Consider the following 19,536-nt stretch of genomic DNA (forward strand, 5'->3'; position numbering starts at 1 on the left):
GGCACGGCGCCGCCCGCCTCGCCTCCCGCGCGGCGCCCGCTGCGGGCCGCGCGCCCGTCCGCGCGCTCCATCTGCTCCGCCGCGCGCTCGCCCGCGCAGGTGCTCGGCGACTTCGCGAGGTAGAACGCGCGCTCGCCGTAGCGCACCTGCGCGTCCACCTCGATCAGATCGCCCTTCTTCTGGTAGTCGAAGTAGAACGAGAGGCGCGCGGGCACGGGCTTCAAGAGCTCGAGCTCGGCGGGCGCGTCGACGGCGAGCGTCTCCTCGAGCGTGGGCAGCACGGTGGCGCAGAACAGCGGCATGTCCTCGGCCGCCACGAACAGCTGGTCGTCGGCCGAGCGGTAGACGCTGCGCAGGAAGTCGGCGCAGCGCGCGAAGGCGGGCGAGCAGCGGAAGAGCATCCCGTCCTGCAGCACGTACATGCGCGCGCCCTCGGCGGCGAAGGCCACGTTCTCGTCGCGCATGATGACGTAGCCGCCCTCGTGGCGCGTGATGCGCAAGGGGATGCGCGGGTCGGCGTCGACCACGTGCGCGCTCGAGGAGCGCCTGAAGCTGCCGTCGGTGCACTCGAGCGCGACGGAGTCGCGGCCGAGGAGGTCGATGAGGTCGATCACCTCGCCGTCGGACAGGTCGAGGTCGCGCCCCACGTAGGGGGCGGCGAAGCTGCGCCAGCGCGCGGCGTCGGGGGTGCGCTCGCGCTGCGTGACGGCGCGCTCGAGGAAGCGCACGAGGGCACGCCCGCGCTCGTCGAAGGCGCTCGGCGCGTGCGTGAAGGCGAGCTTCTTGCCGTAGGCGACGTGCTCGCGCGTGCGCACGGCCTCGACGAACGAGCTCACGGACTTCATGACGTAGCTGCCCCGGGGCCCGCGCACCTTGAAGCGCGCCGCCCAGCTCTCGTACCCGTAGACGAGCGTGACGTCGATGCCCACCGTGCCCGCGAGCTCGCCCTCGGCGGCGAGGCGCTCGGCGCGGCGCATGAACGCGGCCACGGACGGGCTCGTCTCGGGCGCGCGCGAGCGCTTGTAGCCGAGGAAGCCCTGCGGGTCGTCGATGTAGGAGAGCGCGAGCGCCACGGTGTGCTTGCACATGCCGTCGTACTTGAGGAACGCCGGGCAGGTGCACGAGTAGTCGAGGACCTCGCCGGCGTCCTCGTCGACGTCGACGGAGACGCGGTAGCGGTCGGCCCAGCCGCTCGAGGCGGCGACGAAGGCGGTGATCGTGGTCTCGCCCGCGCCGTAGCGCACCTGCTTGGTGAGGATGTTCTTCTCGCGGCCGGCGATCTGCCGCGCGCGCTGGAACGTGCGGGCGGGGCAGTGCCAGGCAAGGTCGTCAACGGTCAGCACGCGCCTCAAGCCTCCTTCGCCACGGAAAACGGGTATCGTCCATCATACCACGCCGGGTGACGGCGCATGCAGGCCGCGCGTGCTTTGCGTGGAGCGCCCGCGCCGGGCCGGCCCGCGCGGCGCGGCGCGCTACAATAGGCGCATGGAAACCATCGTCGACTTCCTCGAGCGCGAGCAGCGCACCTTCGCCGAGCTGGCGCTCACGCCGGTCGACTCCCTCGTGCTCTCGTCGCTCGTGTACTTCAACTTCGACGCGGCGGGCGTGGTCGAGCGGCAGTCGTCGCGCGAGGTGCTGCTGCACGACGTGGTGGCGCTCACCCCGCACGACGCGCTCACGGCGTCGAGCTGGCTGGAGGACGCCGAGCTCACGGGGCGCTTCGTGCATGCCGTCATGGCGAGCCGCCGGCTGCGCGACGTGCGCGTGACGTTCTTCGTCAACGAGTACGCGCGCGCCATCGAGAAGCAGTTCTCGGCCGCAGCCTTCCTGCTCCCGCGCGCGGTGCGCGGCGCGGACGCGGTCTACCTGGCCTTCCGCGGCACTGACGGCACGCTGGCGGGCTGGAAGGAGGACTTCAACCTCACGTTCAAGAACGTCATCCCCTCGCAGGCGGCGGCCTTGCAGTACCTCTCGGGCGTCGGGTCGGCCCTGGCGGGCCCGCTTGTGCTCGGCGGGCACTCCAAGGGCGGCAACCTCGCGCAGTACGCGGCGCTCACCTGCGACGACGCCCTGTTCGAGCGCATTGAGGCGGTGTACGACCACGACGGCCCGTCGTTCTTCGACGACCCCTCGCCGCGCGCGTCCTCCGAGGCCTTCCTGCGCAAGCTGCACAAGACGGTGCCCTCCTCGTCGGTGTTCGGGCTCATGCTCGAGCGGCGGGGGGACTACGCCATCGTGGCGTCCGACGCGCCGCCGTTCCTGTCGCATTCGCCGTTCACGTGGATGGTCGCGGGGACCGACTTCGCCTACGCCGAGAAGCTCACGCGCGGCTCCGCGACGTTCGACCGCTCGCTCGACGAGTGGCTGCACAGCGTGGACGCGGACAAGCGCGAGCTGTTCATCGACACGGTGTACGAGCTGCTCATGAGCACGGAGGCGTCCACCTGGTCGGAGTTCCAGGAGAACCTGCCGAAGAACATCGCCACCATCGCGCGCCACGGCGCGGGGCTCGACTCCGAGCTGCGCGGGTTCCTGCTGCGCACGTTCGCCCAGGGCGTGGGGATCCTCACCTCCTCCACGGCGCGCAGCATCCTGCCCGACCCCCCGAAGCGCCTGCCCTCGAGCTCGGAGGGCTGAGCGCGGGCGCGGCCCAGCCGCCATGCGCTCGCTGCCCCAGCCGCCTCGCACCCTTCCCTCCACCCCCGAGACCTGAGAATTGTGCGCGCCTTGTGTCCGAATGCGTACAAAAGCGTCACTTTCGCCTGTCAGAGCTGGGCAGGGGAGGTCGCGGTCGCTATACTCTCAAGAGTTTGCAAGAAGTTTGCACAAGGTGCATAAGGCCCGCGAGGGCGGAGTCGGACGCTGTGCGCGTCCCGTCGAAGGAGCGCGTGCAGGTGTTTGAGTGGTTCGCGGAGTCTATGGCGGCGTTGTCGTTCGTCGACATATTCAACGGCTGCGTCTTCATCACGTTCACCATCATGTACACCTACCAGCTGCTCTACGTGCTCGTGGTGCTCACGCGCCGCGCGCCGGCGTACGAGGCCAAGCGCAACCACAAGTTCGCCGTGCTGATCGCCGCGCGCAACGAGAGCGCCGTCATCGCCGACCTGATCGGCTCCATCCGCGCGCAGAACTACCCCGCCGAGCTCATCGACATCTTCATCATCGCCGACAACTGCACCGACGACACGGCAGAGCGGGCCCGCGCGGCGGGCGCGCACGTGTTCGAGCGCTTCAACCAGGAGCAGGTGGGGAAGGGCTACGCGCTCGACTTCGGCCTGAAGAGCATCTGGGAGCAGTTCCCCGACGCGGGGCACGAGGCGTACTTCGTGTTCGACGCCGACAACGTGCTCGACGCGAACTACTTCCGCGAGATGAACGCCACGTTCGACTCGGGCGCGCAGGCGTCCACGAGCTACCGCAACTCCAAGAACTTCGGCTCGAACTGGATCTCGGGCGGCTACGGATTGTGGTTCCTGCGCGAGGCGAAGTTCCTGAACCAGGCGCGCCTCACGCTGAACACCTCGTGCGCCGTCTCCGGCACGGGGTTCTTCATCGCGGCCGACATCCTGAAGCGCGCGGGCGGCTGGAAGTGGCACCTGCTCACCGAGGACATCGAGTTCTCGGTGTCGTCGGTCATCGACGGCGTGCGCATCTCGTACTGCCCCACGGCCATTCTCTACGACGAGCAGCCCATCACCTTCCGCGACTCGTGGAACCAGCGCTTCCGCTGGGCGAAGGGCTTCTACCAGGTGTTCTTCCACTACGCGGGCGGCCTGGTGCGCGGCATCGCGAAAAACCCCAAGGGGTACCGCTTCGCGTGCTACGACATGCTCATCACCATCGCGCCGGGCATGCTGCTCACGGTGATCTCGGTGGTGTTCAACGCGGCCATCGTCATCCTGGCGCTCTCGGGCGCCATGTCGGTGGGCATCGCGGTGGCGAGCTCCATCTCCTCGATCTTCTTCTGCCTGTTCAACTACATCGTGTTCATGTTCGTGTTCGGCGTGCTCACCACCTTCGTCGAGTGGGACGCCATCCGCATGTCGCGCGCCAAGAAGATTCGCAACCTGTTCACGTTCCCCCTGTTCCAGCTCACCTACATCCCCATCGCGCTCGTGGCGCTGGTGAAGAAGGCCACCTGGAAGCCCATCAAGCACTCCATCTCGGTCGACGTGGCCGAGTTCTCCGAAGCCCCCCGCAAAGCCGAGGAGTAGGGAAGAAGCGCGCCGCATCGGGTGGGCAATAGACGTGAATTCGTCAGAGCGAACCCAAGCGGCGTTCGGCGTCGTGGAACACCTTTCCCTTGTCTCGCGCTCCGATTGCCAAGATGTCCACGATTTGTATCTTGCCGTTTCGGACGCGATAGACTATTCGGATACCATCTGAGCGGAACTTCAGCTCTCGGCAACCTGACAGGGATCCCGACAACGGTTTTCCTATTTCGTTCGGCCTCGTGCGCAGTTTTGCCAGACCCTTGTTCACCATGGCACGCACGGTGCCGTCCAGAGCTTCGTATTCTTTTGCTGCCGCGCGTGTGAAGACGAGCTCGTATGCGTTCATGCGAACAGCTCCTCGTCAGGCACGTCATCTGCGTTGATTGCCAAAAAGTCGCGATAGCCCTCTTCTCCAAGGACTTCTCTCAAAGGAATGACGGCTCCTTTGGGATCAGCGTCAACCTCAGCAAGGCGAGCAGCCGCCTCAGCGTGGAGCTTCTCAACTCGGAGTCGCTCCAGTTCCAAAGCCATGGCCTCGTATTCGTCATAACCCATGATGACCGTCTCGACGCTTGCGTTTCTGTCGGTGACGAAGATAGGTTCGTGCTTGGCTCGGCTACGACATTCTCCGAAGTTCTTCGAAGCATGGGTTGCGCTCACGATGCGATCACGGCTAAACGCCAGCTTTCCATTGGTGACAACGACCATGGTTTTGTCCAATCCGTATAGACGCTTAAAATATTATCCGTGCTCTTATACGTACTATAGCACGAACGAAAACGGTGCCTTTTGGAATAGCAAAACCACACATGGGGCATGTGTGGAGGCATTTTTGGGCGCATGGTCGCTGGATACGAAAAAAGCGTCACTTAGCTCGAGGGCCGTTTTTTGTCTCGTCAAAAAGTAGACTTTTTGTCAGGGGAGGGTTATCTTGGTCGAGTTTGAAAAAAGAGCAGGTCGTACGTTTTCGCGCACCGCCTCTTCAAGTTGGTTTTAGGGTTGGGCAAAAAGTCTACTTTATCTCACCAGCATGGATGCAGGCTGACGCCGCCTTGTGCGGCTCGCGTGGCGACGCATGGCCGCGAGGAGAATGCGAGCGGATCCAAGGTGAGCGCCCAGCTTGCGGAGCAGACCGACTTCCTGCCTGCGATTTCGTCAGGGGGGTCGCACGCCGCAGAGGCGAACGCGCTCAGGTGGTACGCGGTGCACGTGCGCGAAGGGCATGAGGAGGCCATGGCCGCCAAGTGCGAAAGCGTGCTTGCGCCGGAGGTGGCCGAGAGGTGCGTCGCCCCGCGCTACGAGAGGTTCCTGCGCCAGCGGGGCACGTGGCGGCTGGTGGTCGACCCCATGTTCCGCGAGTACTTCTTCATCGCCGCGCGCGACGCGCGGGCGCTCTCGCGCGCGCTCGGGAGGCTGTCGTTTCCCGTGGCGCTGGCGGGCGGCCGCAAGGGCGCGCACGCGGCTCTTTCCCCGAACGTTCAGGCATGGCTCAGCTCGGCGCTCGACGCGCAGGGCGTGCTGCGCGCGAGCGAGGGCGTCATCGAGGGCGGCGAGCTCACGGTGACGCGCGGCCCGCTCGCGGGGCGGGAGCGCTCCATCAAGAGCGTGAACCGCCGCAAGCGCATGGCCTACGTGCGTTTTGACGAGCCGAGCGGCGGCTTCCTGCTGAAGGCCGCGCTCAACGTGCCTGAGAAGAGCTGACGGAGCCCCGGCGAGGCATCTGCCTGGTTGAGGAAACCGCTCGGCTCTCCCGGCGCGCGCCCGCGAGGGCGCGGGGTGGGAAGCATACCTTGACGCGACGGAGACTGCGCCTGTGGCGAGCTTCGCTTCGGTCAGGGGGATGAATACCTTTTCGTTTCAAGTCGTGCGCAAGGCGACGGGCGGAGCTGTGCCCGAAGGCTCGTCTGGGGATGTCGCGCGGGGCCGCGGGTCCCGCGGCGGGCCGCATGGCGGGCCTCCGGCCCCCCGGCCTTCCCGCGGCGCGCGAAGGGAGGAGCCTGCTTTATGCCCAGGTGGTACGTTATCCAGGTGGGCGCCGGCTGCGACGACGTCGTGTGCGAGCGCATGCGCCAGAAGGCGGCCGAGCTCGAGGGTTCAGGCGCGGTGGCGCCGGGGGCGCTCACGCGGGTGTTCTCGCTGCGCTACGAGACGCAGGCTAAGATCCGGGGTGAGTACCGGCTGGTGAGGCGCAGGCTCATCCCCGGCTATTTGGTGGCGGTGAGCAGCAAGCCCGAGGACCTCGAGCGCATCCTCCGCACCGTGGGCGAGTTCGCGCGGCTGCTGAGAAACGAAAAGGGATTCACCCCCCTGAGCGACGACGAGGCGGCGTGGATGGCGGCGTTCACCAAGGAGGGAAAGCGCGCGGTCCCCATGTCCACGGCGGTCAAGGAGGGCGACGAGGTGGTGGTCACCGACGGCCCGCTTTTGGGGTGCGTGTTCCCGATAAAGCGGATCGACCGCCACCGGAGCACGGCCTGGCTTGAGGTGACCATCTGCGGAAGAACGAAAGAGATCCCTTTGGGGTTGAAGGTAGTTGCAAGAAGAAGCACTGACAACTGAATACGCGGGAAGGGGAGGACGCGTCTCTGTACTCTTTATAGGACAGTATTTAACAGAAGGGACGCCTTGCCCCTCCTGTTCACGTAGCAAGCTGCTGGGTCAATTGACCCAGCGGAACGCGAGGGCCCGCAGGCCCAGATGCGCATCTGGCGGGGAGGGGCGCGCCTCCGCCAGGCATGCCGCGCCGGCGGCGGAGGCGTAGCGTTGCCCGCGTACTGGGATCTGGCGCTCGTCGCCCTGGCCTCGTTCGCCCTCACCTTCGCATTGGTCCCGGCCTCGATCGCCGTCGCGAAGAGGGTCGGCGCGATAGACGAGCCGGGCGGGCGGCGCGTCCACGAGGTCGCGACGCCCCGCATGGGCGGGGTCGCGCTCTTCGGCGGGATGACGGGGTCCCTGGCCCTGGCCTGGCTCCTCCACGAGGCCGGGGCCGCCCCGGGCCTGGGCTTCCCCGACGGCGTCGACGCGGGCCTCGTCGCGCTGTCCGTCGCCGTCGTCTTCCTCGTCGGCGCGGTTGACGACGTCATGCAGATCAGGGCGAGGACGAAGCTGCTCGGCCAGGTGGTCGCCGCCTGCGTCGCGGTGCTGGGGGGCGTCCTGCTGACCGGCGTGCACTCCGGGTACGCCGGGTTCTCCCTCGAGCTCGGGGCGTGGGCGTACCCGGTTACGGCGCTCTACCTGGTCGCCTTCGCGAACATCGTGAACCTCATCGACGGCCTGGACGGGCTGGCCGCCGGGGTGGCCGCGATCTCGGGGACGGCCCTGCTCGTGCTGTCGTGCCGGCTGGGCATCTGGGCGGCGGCGGCGATGGCGGCCGCCCTGGTCGCCTCGTGCCTGGCCTTCCTGAGGTTCAACTTCCACCCCGCGAGGCTGTTCATGGGGGACAGCGGCTCGCTCACGCTCGGGTTCGTCCTGGGCCTGGTCTCGCTGATGGGCGCGGCGGAGGTCTCGAGCGTGACCTCCCTCGTCGCGCCCGTGGTGATCGCCGCGGTCCCCGTCCTCGACACCTTCGCCGCCATCGTCAGGAGGAGGCGCAGGGGCGTCTCCGTCGGGGCGCCGGACAAGGAGCACATCCACCACCGCCTGCTCAGGCTCGGCTACGGCCAGAGGAGGGTCGTGCTGACCATCTACGCGGTGTGCGTCGTGTTCGCCGCCTCGGGCGTGGCGATCGCGGAGGCCCCGCTGGCGGCCAGGGCGGCGGTCCTCGCATTCGACCTCGCGATCGCCGTCGCCCTCGCCTGGGGGCTCCGCCTCTTCGGGGGCGCCGCGGGCCGCGAGGGCGACGACGGCCCCCGCGGATCCGCGGGGGCGGCGGCTGAGGAGGGCGCGCCGGGGCGCGGCCCCGGTCCGCTCGGGGACGGCGCCGCGCTTGAAGGGAAAGAGAGCCCTCGTGAGGCATGAGGGGAAGATACTGGTGGTGGCCAGCGGCACGGAGTCCCTGAAGTGGCACCGCATGGACATGATGGCCGAGTTCAGGAGGGCCGGCTACGAGGTGGTCGCTTTGGGCGAAGGCAGCGAGGAGGAGTGGGAGGGCTTCTTCGAGGCCGCCGGCATCCGCTACACCCAGGTCCCCATGTCGGCCAACGGGACGAACCCGGTCCAGGACCTCAGGACGCTCCTGTTCCTGCGCCGTTTCTACTCCGCCGAGAAACCCGACAAGGTGTTCACCTTCGCGGCGAAGCCCAACATCTACGGGTGCCTGGCGGCTCGCGGGCGCAGGGACGTGGAGGTCTACTCCATGGTCGCTGGCCTCGGCAACGTCGTCGCGGGTGACTCCCTCAAGGACCGTCTGGTCCAGGCCGTCTTCCTCGCGGAGTATCGCGTGGCCCTGAAGAGGGCGAAGCGTGTTTTCTTTCAGAACGACGACGACGCCCGGCGCTGCGTTGATCGGCGAATCGCGACGGCAGGGCAGGTCGCTCGCGTGAACGGGTCCGGCGTGAACCTCGACCACTTCGCCCGAAGGCCCCTGCCCGAGGGCGTCGGCTTCCTGTTCAGCGGCCGGCTCCTGGAGTCCAAGGGTGTCTTGGACTACTGCAGGGCCGCCGAGGTCGTGAAGGGCGCCCATCCGGAGGTGACGTTCACGGTCGTGGGGCCGTTCCACTCGAACCCCACCGCCCTGAAGGCCGGGGACCTCAGGCCCTACGTCGAGTCCGGCGTCATCACGTACGAGGGCCCGCAGGACGACGTCCGCCCCTTCCTCGAGAAGTGCAGCGCGTTCGTCCTGCCCTCCTACTACGGGGAGGGAACCCCCAAGGGATGCCTCGAGGCCATGGCCGTCGGGAGGGCGGTCATCACGACCGACTCGGTGGGCTGCCGCGAGGTGGTGCGCGACGGCGGGAACGGCTTCCTCGTGCCGCCGAGGGACCCCGAGGCCATCGCCGAAGCGATGATTAGACTTATTGACGACCCGGCGCTCGCAGCGCGCATGGGCGAGGAGAGCCGGCGTATGGCCGAGGAGCTCTTCGACGTGCGCAAGGTGAACGACGTGATCTGCGAGACGATGGGGATAAACAGGTGAACGATTGCGAGAAGACTGTTGAATCGGTGCGGGAAGTGTCGTCCTCCGAGGCGCTTGTATCGGCGACGGGTGCGTCGCTGTCGCAGAAAGCGCGGTCGAGGGAGAAGGGCTGTCTGGAACCGCCTGCTTGCAGCGGAGGAATGCAGAGTTCCTCGCTGCGCATAGAGGCCAACGCAAAGGATGACGGGCCGGTGAGGATCCTCCATGCCATAGGAAGCCTCAACATCGGCGGCTCCCAAGCCTTCGCTATGAACCTTTACCGCAACATCGACCGCTCGCAGGTTCAGTTCGACTTCGTCATCGAGCATCCTGGCGAGCTCTACTACAAGGACGAGGTAGAATCTCTCGGCGGTCGCGTCTTTGAGCTCCGACCCTTCCGAGGGACGAATCTCGTTGCCTATCGGCGGCAATGGCGTGAGCTGTTGGACGAACATCCGGAATGGCGCGTATTGCACAGCCATGTGCGCAGCACGGCGTCACTGTACTTCCCTATAGCGAGGCAAAGGGGAATCGCGGCCGTCATACACAGCCATAGCACCGCCGAGGCCCCTGGCTTCAGTGGTGTGGTAAAAAGAATCTTTGAGCTGCCCTTGCGAAGGCAGGCAGACTACTATTTTGCTTGCTCTGGCAAAGCGGGTGAATTTCTCTACGGGAAGAAGCTCGCTGCCTCGGATAGGCTGGTCGTTGTTGCCAACGCGATAGACGTCGAGAGCTTTCGATTCGACAGCCAAGTTCGCGCTGATGTGAGAGATGAGCTTCACATATCGGACGATGCCTTTGTCGTGGGCCATGTCGGCAGGTTCGTCGAGCAGAAGAACCACCCATTTGTCATCGACGTATTCTGCGAGATCCTGAAGCTGGTTCCATCCGCCAAGCTCGTGTTGGCTGGGGACGGGCCTCTGTTTGGCGGCGTTAAGCAATTGGCAGCTGAGCGTGGCGTCGAAGGCTCCGTCCTGTTCCTCGGGGCAAGGTCAGATGTGAGCAGGCTGTACCAGGCGATGGACGTCTTCCTGTTCCCGTCTTTGAACGAGGGGTTGGGCATCTCGCTCGTGGAGGCGCAGGCCTCAGGGCTTCCCTGCGTCTATTCAAGGGCCGTTCCCGAAGACGCTTGTGCTGTCGTGCCTCTCTGTCGAAGCCTTGGCCTCAATGATCGTCCTAAGATTTGGGCCGAGGTCTGCTGCGCAGTCCATGCGGAAGACCGCCGTTCATCGGCTGACGAGGTCATTGAAGCTGGTTTTGACCTGCGTTCTACCTCATCGATGCTTCAGGACTTCTACTACAGGCTCGGCAACGGGCATGAAGCAGGTATCAACGGATAACGGCAATGAAAGGGCGAGCTTTGATTTCATTCTTCGGTAAAACCCTGATGATCACGGGCGGCACGGGGAGCTTCGGCTCAACCGTGCTCAGGCACTTCCTGGGCTCGGACGTGGGCGAGATCCGCATCTTCTCCCGCGACGAGAAGAAGCAGGATGACATGAGGCACCGCCTGCAGAGGGTTGACTCCGAGGCGGCCCGCAGGGTGCGCTTCCACATAGGCGACGTGCGCGACCCGCAGTCGGTGCGCGACGCCATGCGGGGCGTGGACTACGTGTTCCACGCCGCGGCCTTGAAGCAGGTTCCCTCATGCGAGTTCTTCCCCATGGAGGCGGTGCGCACCAACGTCATAGGCACGGACAACGTGCTGCACGCCGCGATCGCCGAGGGAGTGGAGCGCGTGGTGTGCCTGTCCACCGACAAGGCGGCCTACCCCATAAACGCCATGGGCAAGTCCAAGGCCATGATGGAGTCGGTTATCTACGCGAACGCCCGCAACGGCGCCGAGGCGGGCACGACCGTGTGCTGCACCCGCTACGGCAACGTCATGTGCTCGCGCGGAAGCGTCATCCCGCTGTTCATCAAGCAGATAAAGGCGGGCGATCCCGTGACCGTCACGGACCCCTCCATGACGCGCTTCCTCATGAACCTGGACGAGGCGGTGGACCTGGTCTGCTTCGCCTTCGAGCACGCGAACCCGGGCGACCTCTTCGTCCAGAAGGCCCCGGCATCGACCGTGGGCGACCTCGCCGAGGCCGTCCAGGAGCTCTTCGGCTGCACGGGAACGCGCGTCATCGGCACCCGCCACGGCGAGAAGCTCTACGAGACGCTGATGACCTGCGAGGAGCGCCTGCGCGCCGAGGACATGGGCGACTACTTCAGGGTCCATGCAGACACCCGCGACCTCAACTACGACAAGTTCGTCGCGAAGGGCAAGGTGAGGACCCAGGCGGCAGAGGCCTACACCTCGCATAACACCGAGAGGCTTGATGTGGCCGGTACGGTAGAAAAGATAAAGACCGCGGAGTACGTCCAGCTTGCCTTGCAGGGTCGCGAGCACGAGGCGGTGCAGTAGCATGAGGATCCTCGTCACCGGCGCGAAGGGCATGGTCGGCACGGCGCTCTGCAACAACCTGCGCAATCTGCGCGACGGCAAGGACCGCACCCGGCCCAACTTGAGGATCGACGAGGTCTTCGAATATGACCTGGACTCGACGCCGGAAGATCTCAAAAGGTACTGCCGGAAAGCTGACTTCGTGTTCAACCTGGCCGGCGTGAACCGCCCCGAGGACCCGGCCGACTTCATGGCTGGCAATTTCGGGTTCGCCGGCGAGCTGCTCGACGAGCTCAGGGCCGCAGGAAGCAAGGCGCCCGTCATGCTTTCCTCCAGCATCCAGGCAACCCTGTCTGGCCGTTTCGGGGAGAGCGATTATGGCAAGAGCAAGAGGGCGGGAGAAGAGCTGTTCTTCGACTACGCAAAGGAAACCGGCGCCAAGGTAGCCGTCTACCGCTTCCCCAACCTCATGGGCCATTCCCGCCCCAACTACAACTCGGCGGTGTCCACCTTCTGCTGGGCTATAGCAAATGACGAGCCCTTTACGGTAAACGACCCGGGCGTCGAGCTCGAGCTGCTCTACATAGACGACCTGGTGCAGGGCATGCTCGACCTCCTGGAGGGGAAGGAACAACGCTGCGAGTACGAGGGCGCCGAGGCGGTCCCGACTGACGACGGGCGCTACTGCCACGTGCCGGTGACCCACAAGGTGACGCTGGGGCGCATCGTCGAGCTGCTCCAGGAGCTCAAGTCCCAGCCCGAGACGCTCATGATGCCGTCCATGCCGGAGGGCTCCTTCGAGAAGAAGCTCTGCTCACTCTACTTAACCTACCTTCCGACAGATAAGTTCAAGTATCCCTTGCATATGAACATTGACGAGCGTGGGAGCTTCACCGAGCTTATCCATACCCCAGACTGCGGCCAGGTGTCCGTGAACATATCCAAGCCCGGCGTCACCAAGGGGCAGCACTGGCACAGCTCGAAGTGGGAGCTCTTCATCGTGGTGTCAGGCCGCGGGCTCATACGCGAGCGCAACGTCGCCACCGGCGAGACGGTCGAGTTCGAGGTCTCGGGCGACAGGGTCGAGGCCGTGCGCATGGTCCCCGGCTGGACCCACAGCATCACCAACCTCTCCGACGCCGAGGACCTGGTCACGGTCATGGCCTGCAACGAGGTCTTCGACCCGGCGCGTCCCGACACCTACTTCGAGGAGGTCTAGGATCATGGGCTACGACGCCAAGTTCAAGAACGACGGCAGGCTCAAGCTGCTCATCATCGTGGGCACGCGCCCCGAGGTCATCCGCCTGTCCGAGGTGATCAAGAAGTGCCGCAGGTACTTCGACTGCCTGCTCGCTCACACGGGGCAGAACTACGACTACGTCTTGAACGGCGTGTTCTTCCATGACCTGGAGCTGGGGGAACCCGACGTGTACCTCGACGCCGTGGGAGCAGACCTCGGCGAGACCGTGGGCAACGTCATCGCCAGAAGCTACCAGTTGATGGTGGAGGTGAAGCCCGATGCCGTGCTGGTCTTAGGCGACACTAACAGCTGCCTGTCGGTCATCGGGGCCAAGAGGCTCCACATCCCCATCTTCCACATGGAGGCGGGAAACCGCTGCAAGGACGAGTGCCTGCCCGAGGAGACGAACCGGAGGATCGTCGACGTGATCTCGGACGTGAACCTCGCCTACTCCGAGCACGCGAGGCGCTACCTGAGGGAGACGGGCTGTGCCCCCGAGCGCACCTACGTGACCGGCTCCCCCATGGCCGAGGTGCTGCACAGGAACCTGGGCAAGATCAACGCGAGCGACGTCCACGCGAGGCTGGACCTCGAGAGGGGCGAGTACATCCTGCTCAGCGCCCACCGCGAGGAGAACATCGACACGCCCGCCAACTTCGAGAGCCTGTTCGGCGCCGCGAACAAGATGGCCGAGAGGTACGACATGCCGGTCCTCTACTCCTGCCACCCCAGGAGCCGAAGGCGCCTGGAGGAGTCCGGCTTCGAGCTCGACCCCCGCGTGCGCATGCACGAGCCGCTCGGGTTCCACGACTACAACTGCCTGCAAGTCAACGCCTTCTGCGTGGTCTCCGACTCGGGGACGCTCCCCGAGGAGTCCGCCTTCTTCGCGAGCGTCGGGCAGCCCTTCCCGGCGGTGTGCATCCGGACCTCCACCGAGCGCCCCGAGGCGCTCGACAAGGCGTGCTTCGTGCTCTCGGGCATCGACGAGAGGGGCCTCCTTCAGGCGGTCGAGCTCGCCGTTGCCATGGAGCGCGACGGACTGCATGCCGCCTTGGTCCCCGACTACGCCGACGAGGGCGTCTCCGACAGGGTGGTCAAGATCATCCAGTCCTACGCGGGCGTGGTGGACAAGATGGTGTGGAGGAAGGGCTGAGATGATGCCACTATGGCGGAAATGCTGAAAAGCTGGAGAAATCCCGTACAACTAGAGTCTCGAAAGTTTGAGCACATTGTATCTCTGGGTTATTTCTGCAGTGTTGCGCTTGAGCTGGAACGTTTTGGCCTGAGAGACACAAGTGGTCCTTTTGACTGGGTCATATCCCCGTGGTGGGGGGTGTGCCAGCTAATGAATGATGGCTTTAGCGATCTGTTCATGCCAGATCTCTTCGAGCAAGATCCGACTATCCCCGAACATTACAGGAATGCGAAGTACGGGATTGCTTTCTACCATGACTTCGATCGGTGGAGGCCTTTTGGCGATCAACTGCCTATGGTTCGCGACAAGTACGTTCGGCGCATAGAGCGTTTCTACGAGAACGCTCTTGAGCCTACTCTGTTCGTTAGATATGTACGGGATGAAGCGGAGTTGGATAATTTGACATACACTCTTCCTGGAATCATGGGGATACTAAGGGGCTTCAATCGTGATAGCGATATTATGCTCGTTGGCAATCGGAGCGATCTTGGCTCGGGTCGAATCGATTTCTCCTTCGATCCAGACCGGGGTGATGTCGTTGCGCGGAGGTTTCTGGACAACGACCCATTACTTGCCGAGAAGTTAGTCGCAAGCTATCCTTGCCTCAAAAGGAAATCGAACATTGCTCGTTACGCAGCTAAAGAGGCTGCCAAGCGTAAAGAACCGGCGATGCGGCTATTCAAGCTCGTAGGTCACAGAGCGAAGAAATCACTCGTTCGCCCATACGTGCATTCGCTGGTTGCAGGGGAGGCCTTCTAGCATGCTGCCCTTGGCATCCTCATCTGCAGCGACTCGTTCAATGCGCTTGCGCATCTTCTCTGAGGTGCACGTCACCGCTTCTTTTCTTTTTTGCGGTTTGCTCGTGCTCTACCCGATTCTCAATCGCTACTCTTCACCCGTTCCTCAACTAACCCTATCAGAATTTCTTCTTCTCGGCTTCTTTCTGCACGCGTTACTTTCTAGGAAGCTTTTGGGCGTAAAACCCATCTGGAGTGCGCTTGTATTCTCGTTGTATCTCGTTTTGCATTCATTTCTGGATGCTGCGAACCTAAGCGGGGCTCTTGAAAGCGATGCCATATGGAGCGCCTGCAGAGTCGCCTACATTTACACAGGTATTGCCATCTTCGCACCACTGTATTTCGACGAGAGAGTCGCCACTCGCTGGCTTAACGTCGTTTCTGTCTTCGTAGCCTCTTACGGCCTCTTGCAAATCGCTTTCAGCTATGCTGGCATTGTTCTTACGAGCTATATACCGTTTCTTCCTGTCATTGGCGATAACCTGGACTTGGCTCTGGAAGCAAAAATGTCATACGGGTTGAGGTTTCGCTGCCAATCGCTTCTCAACGAGCCAGCGGCTCTTTGCTGCTATCTCCTCTTGCCTGTCGCCCTGAGCCTCTTCAAAAGAGGAAGTCAATCTCCGAACTATAAGCTTGCCTCATTCCTTTCGGTTGTGGCTCTGGCGTCAGCCTCTTCTACTGGTTTAATTTGCGTGGCCATTCTCTGGATTTCTCACTTTCTCGTTCGCCTTTGGATGGATCGCAAGAACGGGGGGTGGCTAATCGTAGCATTTGCTGCGCTGTGCATTATCGGTGTCGGTACAGTCGTTGTGTCGGGGCTCTGGGATTATTTTGTTATGAGGGTGTTCGGTGGTAGCGGCCTCACTGTATCTGGATTGTCGCGAAGCACTCGCTTTTACGCCTTCAAGGATACCTTTGGGGCGAGTGAAACCATCTATGGCATTCTATTCGGTGAGGGGATGTATCAAACGACGAATTATCTTCCAGGGTTCTTCCGCCTCTATCTCTCTCTTGGTTTAGTTGGGCTGACAATCATGGTGGTGCTTCTCGCAACGCGACTGCATTGCGGTAACCATGAGACAAGGGCTTGCACCCTCCTCTTTATCGTGCTCAATGTCGGCACCGAAATTCTCTTAGGTAACTTCGCTTTTTACTACTTGGCTTTTATATTAGGTATGGAGGTTGGGGGGAATGGGCTATCCTATTCGATCTCTTCGCAAGACCATCCGTAACGCTGCATATCTGATGAGAGCGAACACTCGAAAAACCGTTGATGTCCCGCTCTCATCAGATATTCGCGGAGCAAGTCTTGATGACTACGTTAGCGTGGGGAAGAGATGCTTTCTGATTGGAAGCAGGATTGGAGCTCACTCCTATTGTGGCGATGACTGCTCCCTGCCTAGAGTTGACATCGGCCCCTTCTGCTCTTTAGCAGGAAACGTTATGCTTGCGGCTGGGAATCACCCTCTCCACTCTGTGAGCACCTCGCCAGCGCTCTATCGCCCAGAGGGCATGGCTGGGGATGAACTGGTGAGCGAATGCACTTTTGGCGAAGAATTCTTCTACGTGGACAAAGACGAGAAGTTCTATGGGGTCATCGGAGCTGACTGCTGGGTTGCAACGGGAGCTATTCTGGTCGTACGCAGGGGTGGCTTAAAACTCGGAACAGGATCTGTTGTTGCGGCTGGAGCTGTTGTAACGCGTGATACCCCTCCTTACTCCATTGTCGCCGGCAATCCTGCGAGAGTCATCAAGTACCGCTTCGAAGAGGAAACCATCAACAGGCTTCTCGCCTCAAGATGGTGGGAGAAGGGCGATTCTTGGATAAGGGAGCACGAAAGAGCCTTTATCAGTCCTGATGCTCTTCTAGACGGGGATTTGCATGGTCGCATCAAAGCTCAATAACGTATTTCGCATGCGTTTTTCCAACGCTGAAAACAGGCGGCTATTGATTAATGTTGCGGGGAGCTATGCCATTAAGGGTGGAAGCATGATAGTAGCCTTGCTTGTCATGCCTGCCTACCTCGCCTATTTTAACTCGCAAGAGGTGCTTGGCGTTTGGTTTGCAATGGTTGCGCTGCTCAACTGGGTTCTGCTCTTTGATTTTGGCATAGGTGGTGGCTTGCGAAACCAAATCATCGAGCCCATAGTCGAGGAGGATCATAAGAGCCTCGCAAAGCTTCTCGTGTCCGGGTACTATTCGGTCATCGCCATCATTGTCGCTCTCTCTCTGCTCGCTTGGCCCATAGTCAACGTGATTAACTGGAATTTCTTGCTCAACGTTGACGAAGCTGTCATATCAGCTGGGACGCTCAGCCTTGTTGCTTACATCCTGTTGCTAGGCATTTTCCTACGCCTATTGTCCGTGATGGTTAGCCATATTCTCTATGCCCTTCAGGATGCCGTAACCCCCAGCGCCCTCATCCTCCTCTCCAATATCTTGATTTTGCTTTACATGCTCGTTGCGAAAGGAAATAATGGCGAGGATGGGCTTGTCGCCTTAGCTGTTGCAACCTCTTTTACAAACAACCTTCCTGGGCTTGTTGCAACCTTCGTCGTGTTTCGCAGGAGATTTCCAAGCGTAAGGCTGCTTCCTAGGTATTTTGACCTTGCTATAGCATGCTCGATCATGGGGAAGGGCGGACAGCTCTTCTACCTTCAGCTCCTGCTTGCCTTCGTCTTTAATTCGAAAGAGATTCTGATCTCCTTTTTCGTTGATCCTGCGCAGGTTGTTGACTACCAGGTCTATTACAAGACCTTGGGAATCGTAGGCGGCCTTTTTGCTCTCGCTCTCACTCCCATTTGGTCTGCTGCGACAAAGGCTATCGTCGAGGGGCGTTTCTCTCGCATAAAAAAGCTCTACAGGGCTGGCGTCCTCGCGGTTTTTGCTGTTGGCATCTGCCAACTCGTCCTCGTGCCCATCATGCCGTTGTTTGTAAGCATCTGGATTGGCAATGATGTTGTCGAGGTATCGCCATTCTATAGCCTAGTGTTTTGCGTCTACAATGTTCTCTATATGTGGATCATGCTCAACTACAATTTCGCCTGCGGCCTACAGGAGACAAGTGCAGCTGCGGCATCCCTTACCTTGGCCTCTTTTCTCAGCGTCGCGCTCGTTTGGGCGGGGAGCGGGCAGTTTAGCACCTGGGTCTTGGTCATAGCCTCAACCGCAATCTCGGTCATTCCCGCTTGTGTGGCTATGCCCAAGCAGGTTATTGGGGACATCAGACGTTTGTCAAGATAAGCTTAAACAATGCTAAACTTGGTGCATCGGAATTTCTCGATTCGTCTCCTGCGCCTCTCCTTAATCGTTTTCATTGTCAGGGGTGTTTTGCATGAGAGTCCTTTTTCTGACCGATAAGTACTATCCCCGCCCGTTCGCCAACGCTGTCTGCGCTCAAAACGTGGCTCGCTCTTTTGTCGAGGCGGGACACGAAGCCGACGTGATTGCGTTCGACGATCCCTTTGAGAGCCTTCCAAGCGAGCTTGATGGCGTCAGGGTGTACGGCGTGCGTCCCGACGAGCGACTTAAGCTATTCTATTTCGCCTCTGATCTTCCGGGCGACAGAAAAGCAAAGGTAGCCATGGCGGCTTTTCGCTTTCTTAACTTCGCGAGTCGTCTTTCAAACTGGATGAGATATCCCCTAGCGTCAAAAGCTCTCTCGCAGCGCGTAGCTAACCTCGCAATATGCCTCCACCACGTGAAGCCCTACGACTGCATCGTAGCCACTTGCTGTCCAGTAGAGTGCATCGAGGCGGCTGTGAGAGTGCGTGCTTGTCTTCCTGGCATTCCTCTATTCGCTTATTGCGTTGACTATATCCCTAATACTCTCAGGAGACACATCTCCAAGGAGAAACAGGCTTCTGCTTCCGAATACTGGGTTGACCGCATCGGACGTAATTTCGATCACGTCATCGGCATGGCTTTTGAGGAAGGATGGTATAGGTCATCGTATGCTGCTGCCCCGAGGGCTCAGGTCCTAATAAGTGATCTCCCTTTGCTTTCGAAGGCCCCCGCGGCAACCGATTCTGTTACCACAGCCTCTGGTGACTGGGTTTACGCGGGCTCGCTCAGCAGGGAGCACTACAATCCAATTCCAGCTATGGAAACCTTCTTTTGGCTGAGCGCGCACGGCATCATCGGATCCGCAACTTTCCACATCGTTGGCAGAGGCGACCTTGCTCGGCTCTGCAAAGAGTGGGAGGCTAGAACCGGGGGTGCTATTCAATTCCATGACTACATGGCACACAGTGAGTTGGAAAAGATGTATGAGAACGCAAGCGTGCTCGTCAGCATGAAGTGCAGCGATCAGATCTCCGCAAAGGTGTTCGAGTACATGGCGCAGGAGAAGCCCCTGCTCCACTTTTCTGGGCACTTGGAAGATCCTGATCGGCAATATGTTGACCGATACAGATTGGGGTTGACCGTGGATGTGCTTGAAGGTGGGCCAGAGGCGTGGGGCTCACAGGTTACAGAGTGGCTTTCGATTATAGATGACCTCTCTCTGCCTCCTGGCTGGACATCTGAATTCGAGAAAAACAGACCTTCGTATACGAGAGACCTCATTCTCTCTCGTATCAACACTAACCCATGTGGCTTTTGGTCGGGGGCTTCTCATGTCGTTTCATAGCGCTTATAGAA

Annotated in this window: 18 protein-coding genes; 15 read left to right on the plus strand and 3 right to left on the minus strand. The window is 61.6% G+C overall.

The features are described 5' to 3' along the window. On the minus strand, window positions 1–1,343 hold a 1,343-nt coding region (locus HRL41_RS06565), incomplete at its 3' end, for an SNF2 helicase associated domain-containing protein (protein ID WP_172136073.1). Window positions 1,344–1,485: 142 nt separating this feature from the next. On the opposite strand from HRL41_RS06565, the gene HRL41_RS06570 reads away from it, so the two are divergent. Next, complete coding sequence (locus HRL41_RS06570; protein ID WP_172136074.1) at window positions 1,486–2,637, plus strand: Mbeg1-like protein; 1,152 nt, start codon at window positions 1,486–1,488, stop codon at window positions 2,635–2,637. A 251-nt stretch (window positions 2,638–2,888) separates the two neighbouring features. Further along, window positions 2,889–4,217, plus strand: a complete 1,329-nt coding sequence (locus tag HRL41_RS06575) for a glycosyltransferase family 2 protein (RefSeq protein WP_371808810.1) — start codon at window positions 2,889–2,891, stop codon at window positions 4,215–4,217. A gap of 43 nt (window positions 4,218–4,260) precedes the next feature. Here the strand turns inward: HRL41_RS06575 and HRL41_RS06580 are convergent, their stop codons facing one another. Next, the gene (locus HRL41_RS06580) at window positions 4,261–4,563 is read right to left on the minus strand and encodes a type II toxin-antitoxin system RelE/ParE family toxin (protein WP_172136075.1); all 303 of its coding nucleotides are present in this window, start codon (window positions 4,561–4,563) and stop codon (window positions 4,261–4,263) included. Continuing rightward, window positions 4,560–4,925 (minus strand): type II toxin-antitoxin system Phd/YefM family antitoxin, encoded by a 366-nt coding sequence (locus HRL41_RS06585; RefSeq protein WP_172136076.1) that lies wholly within the window; start codon window positions 4,923–4,925, stop codon window positions 4,560–4,562. Before HRL41_RS06585 ends, HRL41_RS06580 begins: the two co-directional genes overlap by 4 nt. A gap of 357 nt (window positions 4,926–5,282) precedes the next feature. Here HRL41_RS06585 and HRL41_RS06590 point away from each other — a divergent pair, with 357 nt between their 5' ends. From HRL41_RS06590 to HRL41_RS11950, 13 genes are all read left to right on the plus strand, one after another. Continuing rightward, entirely contained in the window at window positions 5,283–5,918 is a 636-nt protein-coding gene (locus HRL41_RS06590; protein WP_172136077.1) for a hypothetical protein, read from the plus strand. Between the two features lie 303 nt (window positions 5,919–6,221). Further along, window positions 6,222–6,776, plus strand: a complete 555-nt coding sequence (locus tag HRL41_RS06595; protein WP_172136078.1) for a transcription termination/antitermination protein NusG — start codon at window positions 6,222–6,224, stop codon at window positions 6,774–6,776. Window positions 6,777–6,980: 204 nt separating this feature from the next. Next, entirely contained in the window at window positions 6,981–8,174 is a 1,194-nt protein-coding gene (locus tag HRL41_RS06600) for a glycosyltransferase family 4 protein (RefSeq protein WP_172136079.1), read from the plus strand. Continuing rightward, a complete protein-coding gene (locus tag HRL41_RS06605; protein ID WP_172136080.1) occupies window positions 8,164–9,291 on the plus strand; it encodes a glycosyltransferase family 4 protein in 1,128 nt (375 codons plus the stop codon). Before HRL41_RS06600 ends, HRL41_RS06605 begins: the two co-directional genes overlap by 11 nt. Continuing rightward, on the plus strand, window positions 9,288–10,610 hold the full coding sequence (locus HRL41_RS06610; RefSeq protein ID WP_172136081.1) for a glycosyltransferase family 1 protein: 1,323 nt from the start codon (window positions 9,288–9,290) through the stop codon (window positions 10,608–10,610). Before HRL41_RS06605 ends, HRL41_RS06610 begins: the two co-directional genes overlap by 4 nt. 20 nt (window positions 10,611–10,630) lie before the next feature. Continuing rightward, window positions 10,631–11,683 (plus strand): polysaccharide biosynthesis protein, encoded by a 1,053-nt coding sequence (locus tag HRL41_RS06615; RefSeq protein ID WP_305792296.1) that lies wholly within the window; start codon window positions 10,631–10,633, stop codon window positions 11,681–11,683. A 1-nt stretch (window position 11,684) separates the two neighbouring features. Then, the gene (locus tag HRL41_RS06620; RefSeq protein WP_172136083.1) at window positions 11,685–12,881 is read left to right on the plus strand and encodes an NAD-dependent epimerase/dehydratase family protein; all 1,197 of its coding nucleotides are present in this window, start codon (window positions 11,685–11,687) and stop codon (window positions 12,879–12,881) included. 4 nt (window positions 12,882–12,885) lie between these two features. Beyond that, a complete protein-coding gene (locus HRL41_RS06625) occupies window positions 12,886–14,055 on the plus strand; it encodes a UDP-N-acetyl glucosamine 2-epimerase (protein WP_172136084.1) in 1,170 nt (389 codons plus the stop codon). 12 nt (window positions 14,056–14,067) lie between these two features. Further along, complete coding sequence (locus HRL41_RS06630) at window positions 14,068–14,856, plus strand: DUF1796 family putative cysteine peptidase (RefSeq protein WP_172136085.1); 789 nt, start codon at window positions 14,068–14,070, stop codon at window positions 14,854–14,856. 1 nt (window position 14,857) lies between these two features. Then, complete coding sequence (locus HRL41_RS06635; RefSeq protein ID WP_172136086.1) at window positions 14,858–16,126, plus strand: hypothetical protein; 1,269 nt, start codon at window positions 14,858–14,860, stop codon at window positions 16,124–16,126. Next, window positions 16,086–16,799, plus strand: a complete 714-nt coding sequence (locus tag HRL41_RS06640) for a CatB-related O-acetyltransferase (protein ID WP_172136087.1) — start codon at window positions 16,086–16,088, stop codon at window positions 16,797–16,799. The genes HRL41_RS06635 and HRL41_RS06640 overlap by 41 nt, the downstream gene beginning before the upstream one ends. Further along, entirely contained in the window at window positions 16,777–18,138 is a 1,362-nt protein-coding gene (locus HRL41_RS06645; protein ID WP_172136088.1) for a hypothetical protein, read from the plus strand. Before HRL41_RS06640 ends, HRL41_RS06645 begins: the two co-directional genes overlap by 23 nt. Window positions 18,139–18,229: 91 nt before the next feature. Next, window positions 18,230–19,525 carry a hypothetical protein gene (locus tag HRL41_RS11950; RefSeq protein ID WP_216662556.1) on the plus strand — a complete coding sequence of 432 codons (1,296 nt, stop codon included), beginning with the start codon at window positions 18,230–18,232 and terminating at the stop codon, window positions 19,523–19,525. The last annotated feature ends 11 nt before the right edge of the window (window positions 19,526–19,536 follow it).

It is taken from the genome of Adlercreutzia sp. ZJ473 (genome assembly GCF_013185065.1).
GTDB lineage: Bacteria > Actinomycetota > Coriobacteriia > Coriobacteriales > Eggerthellaceae > CAAEEV01.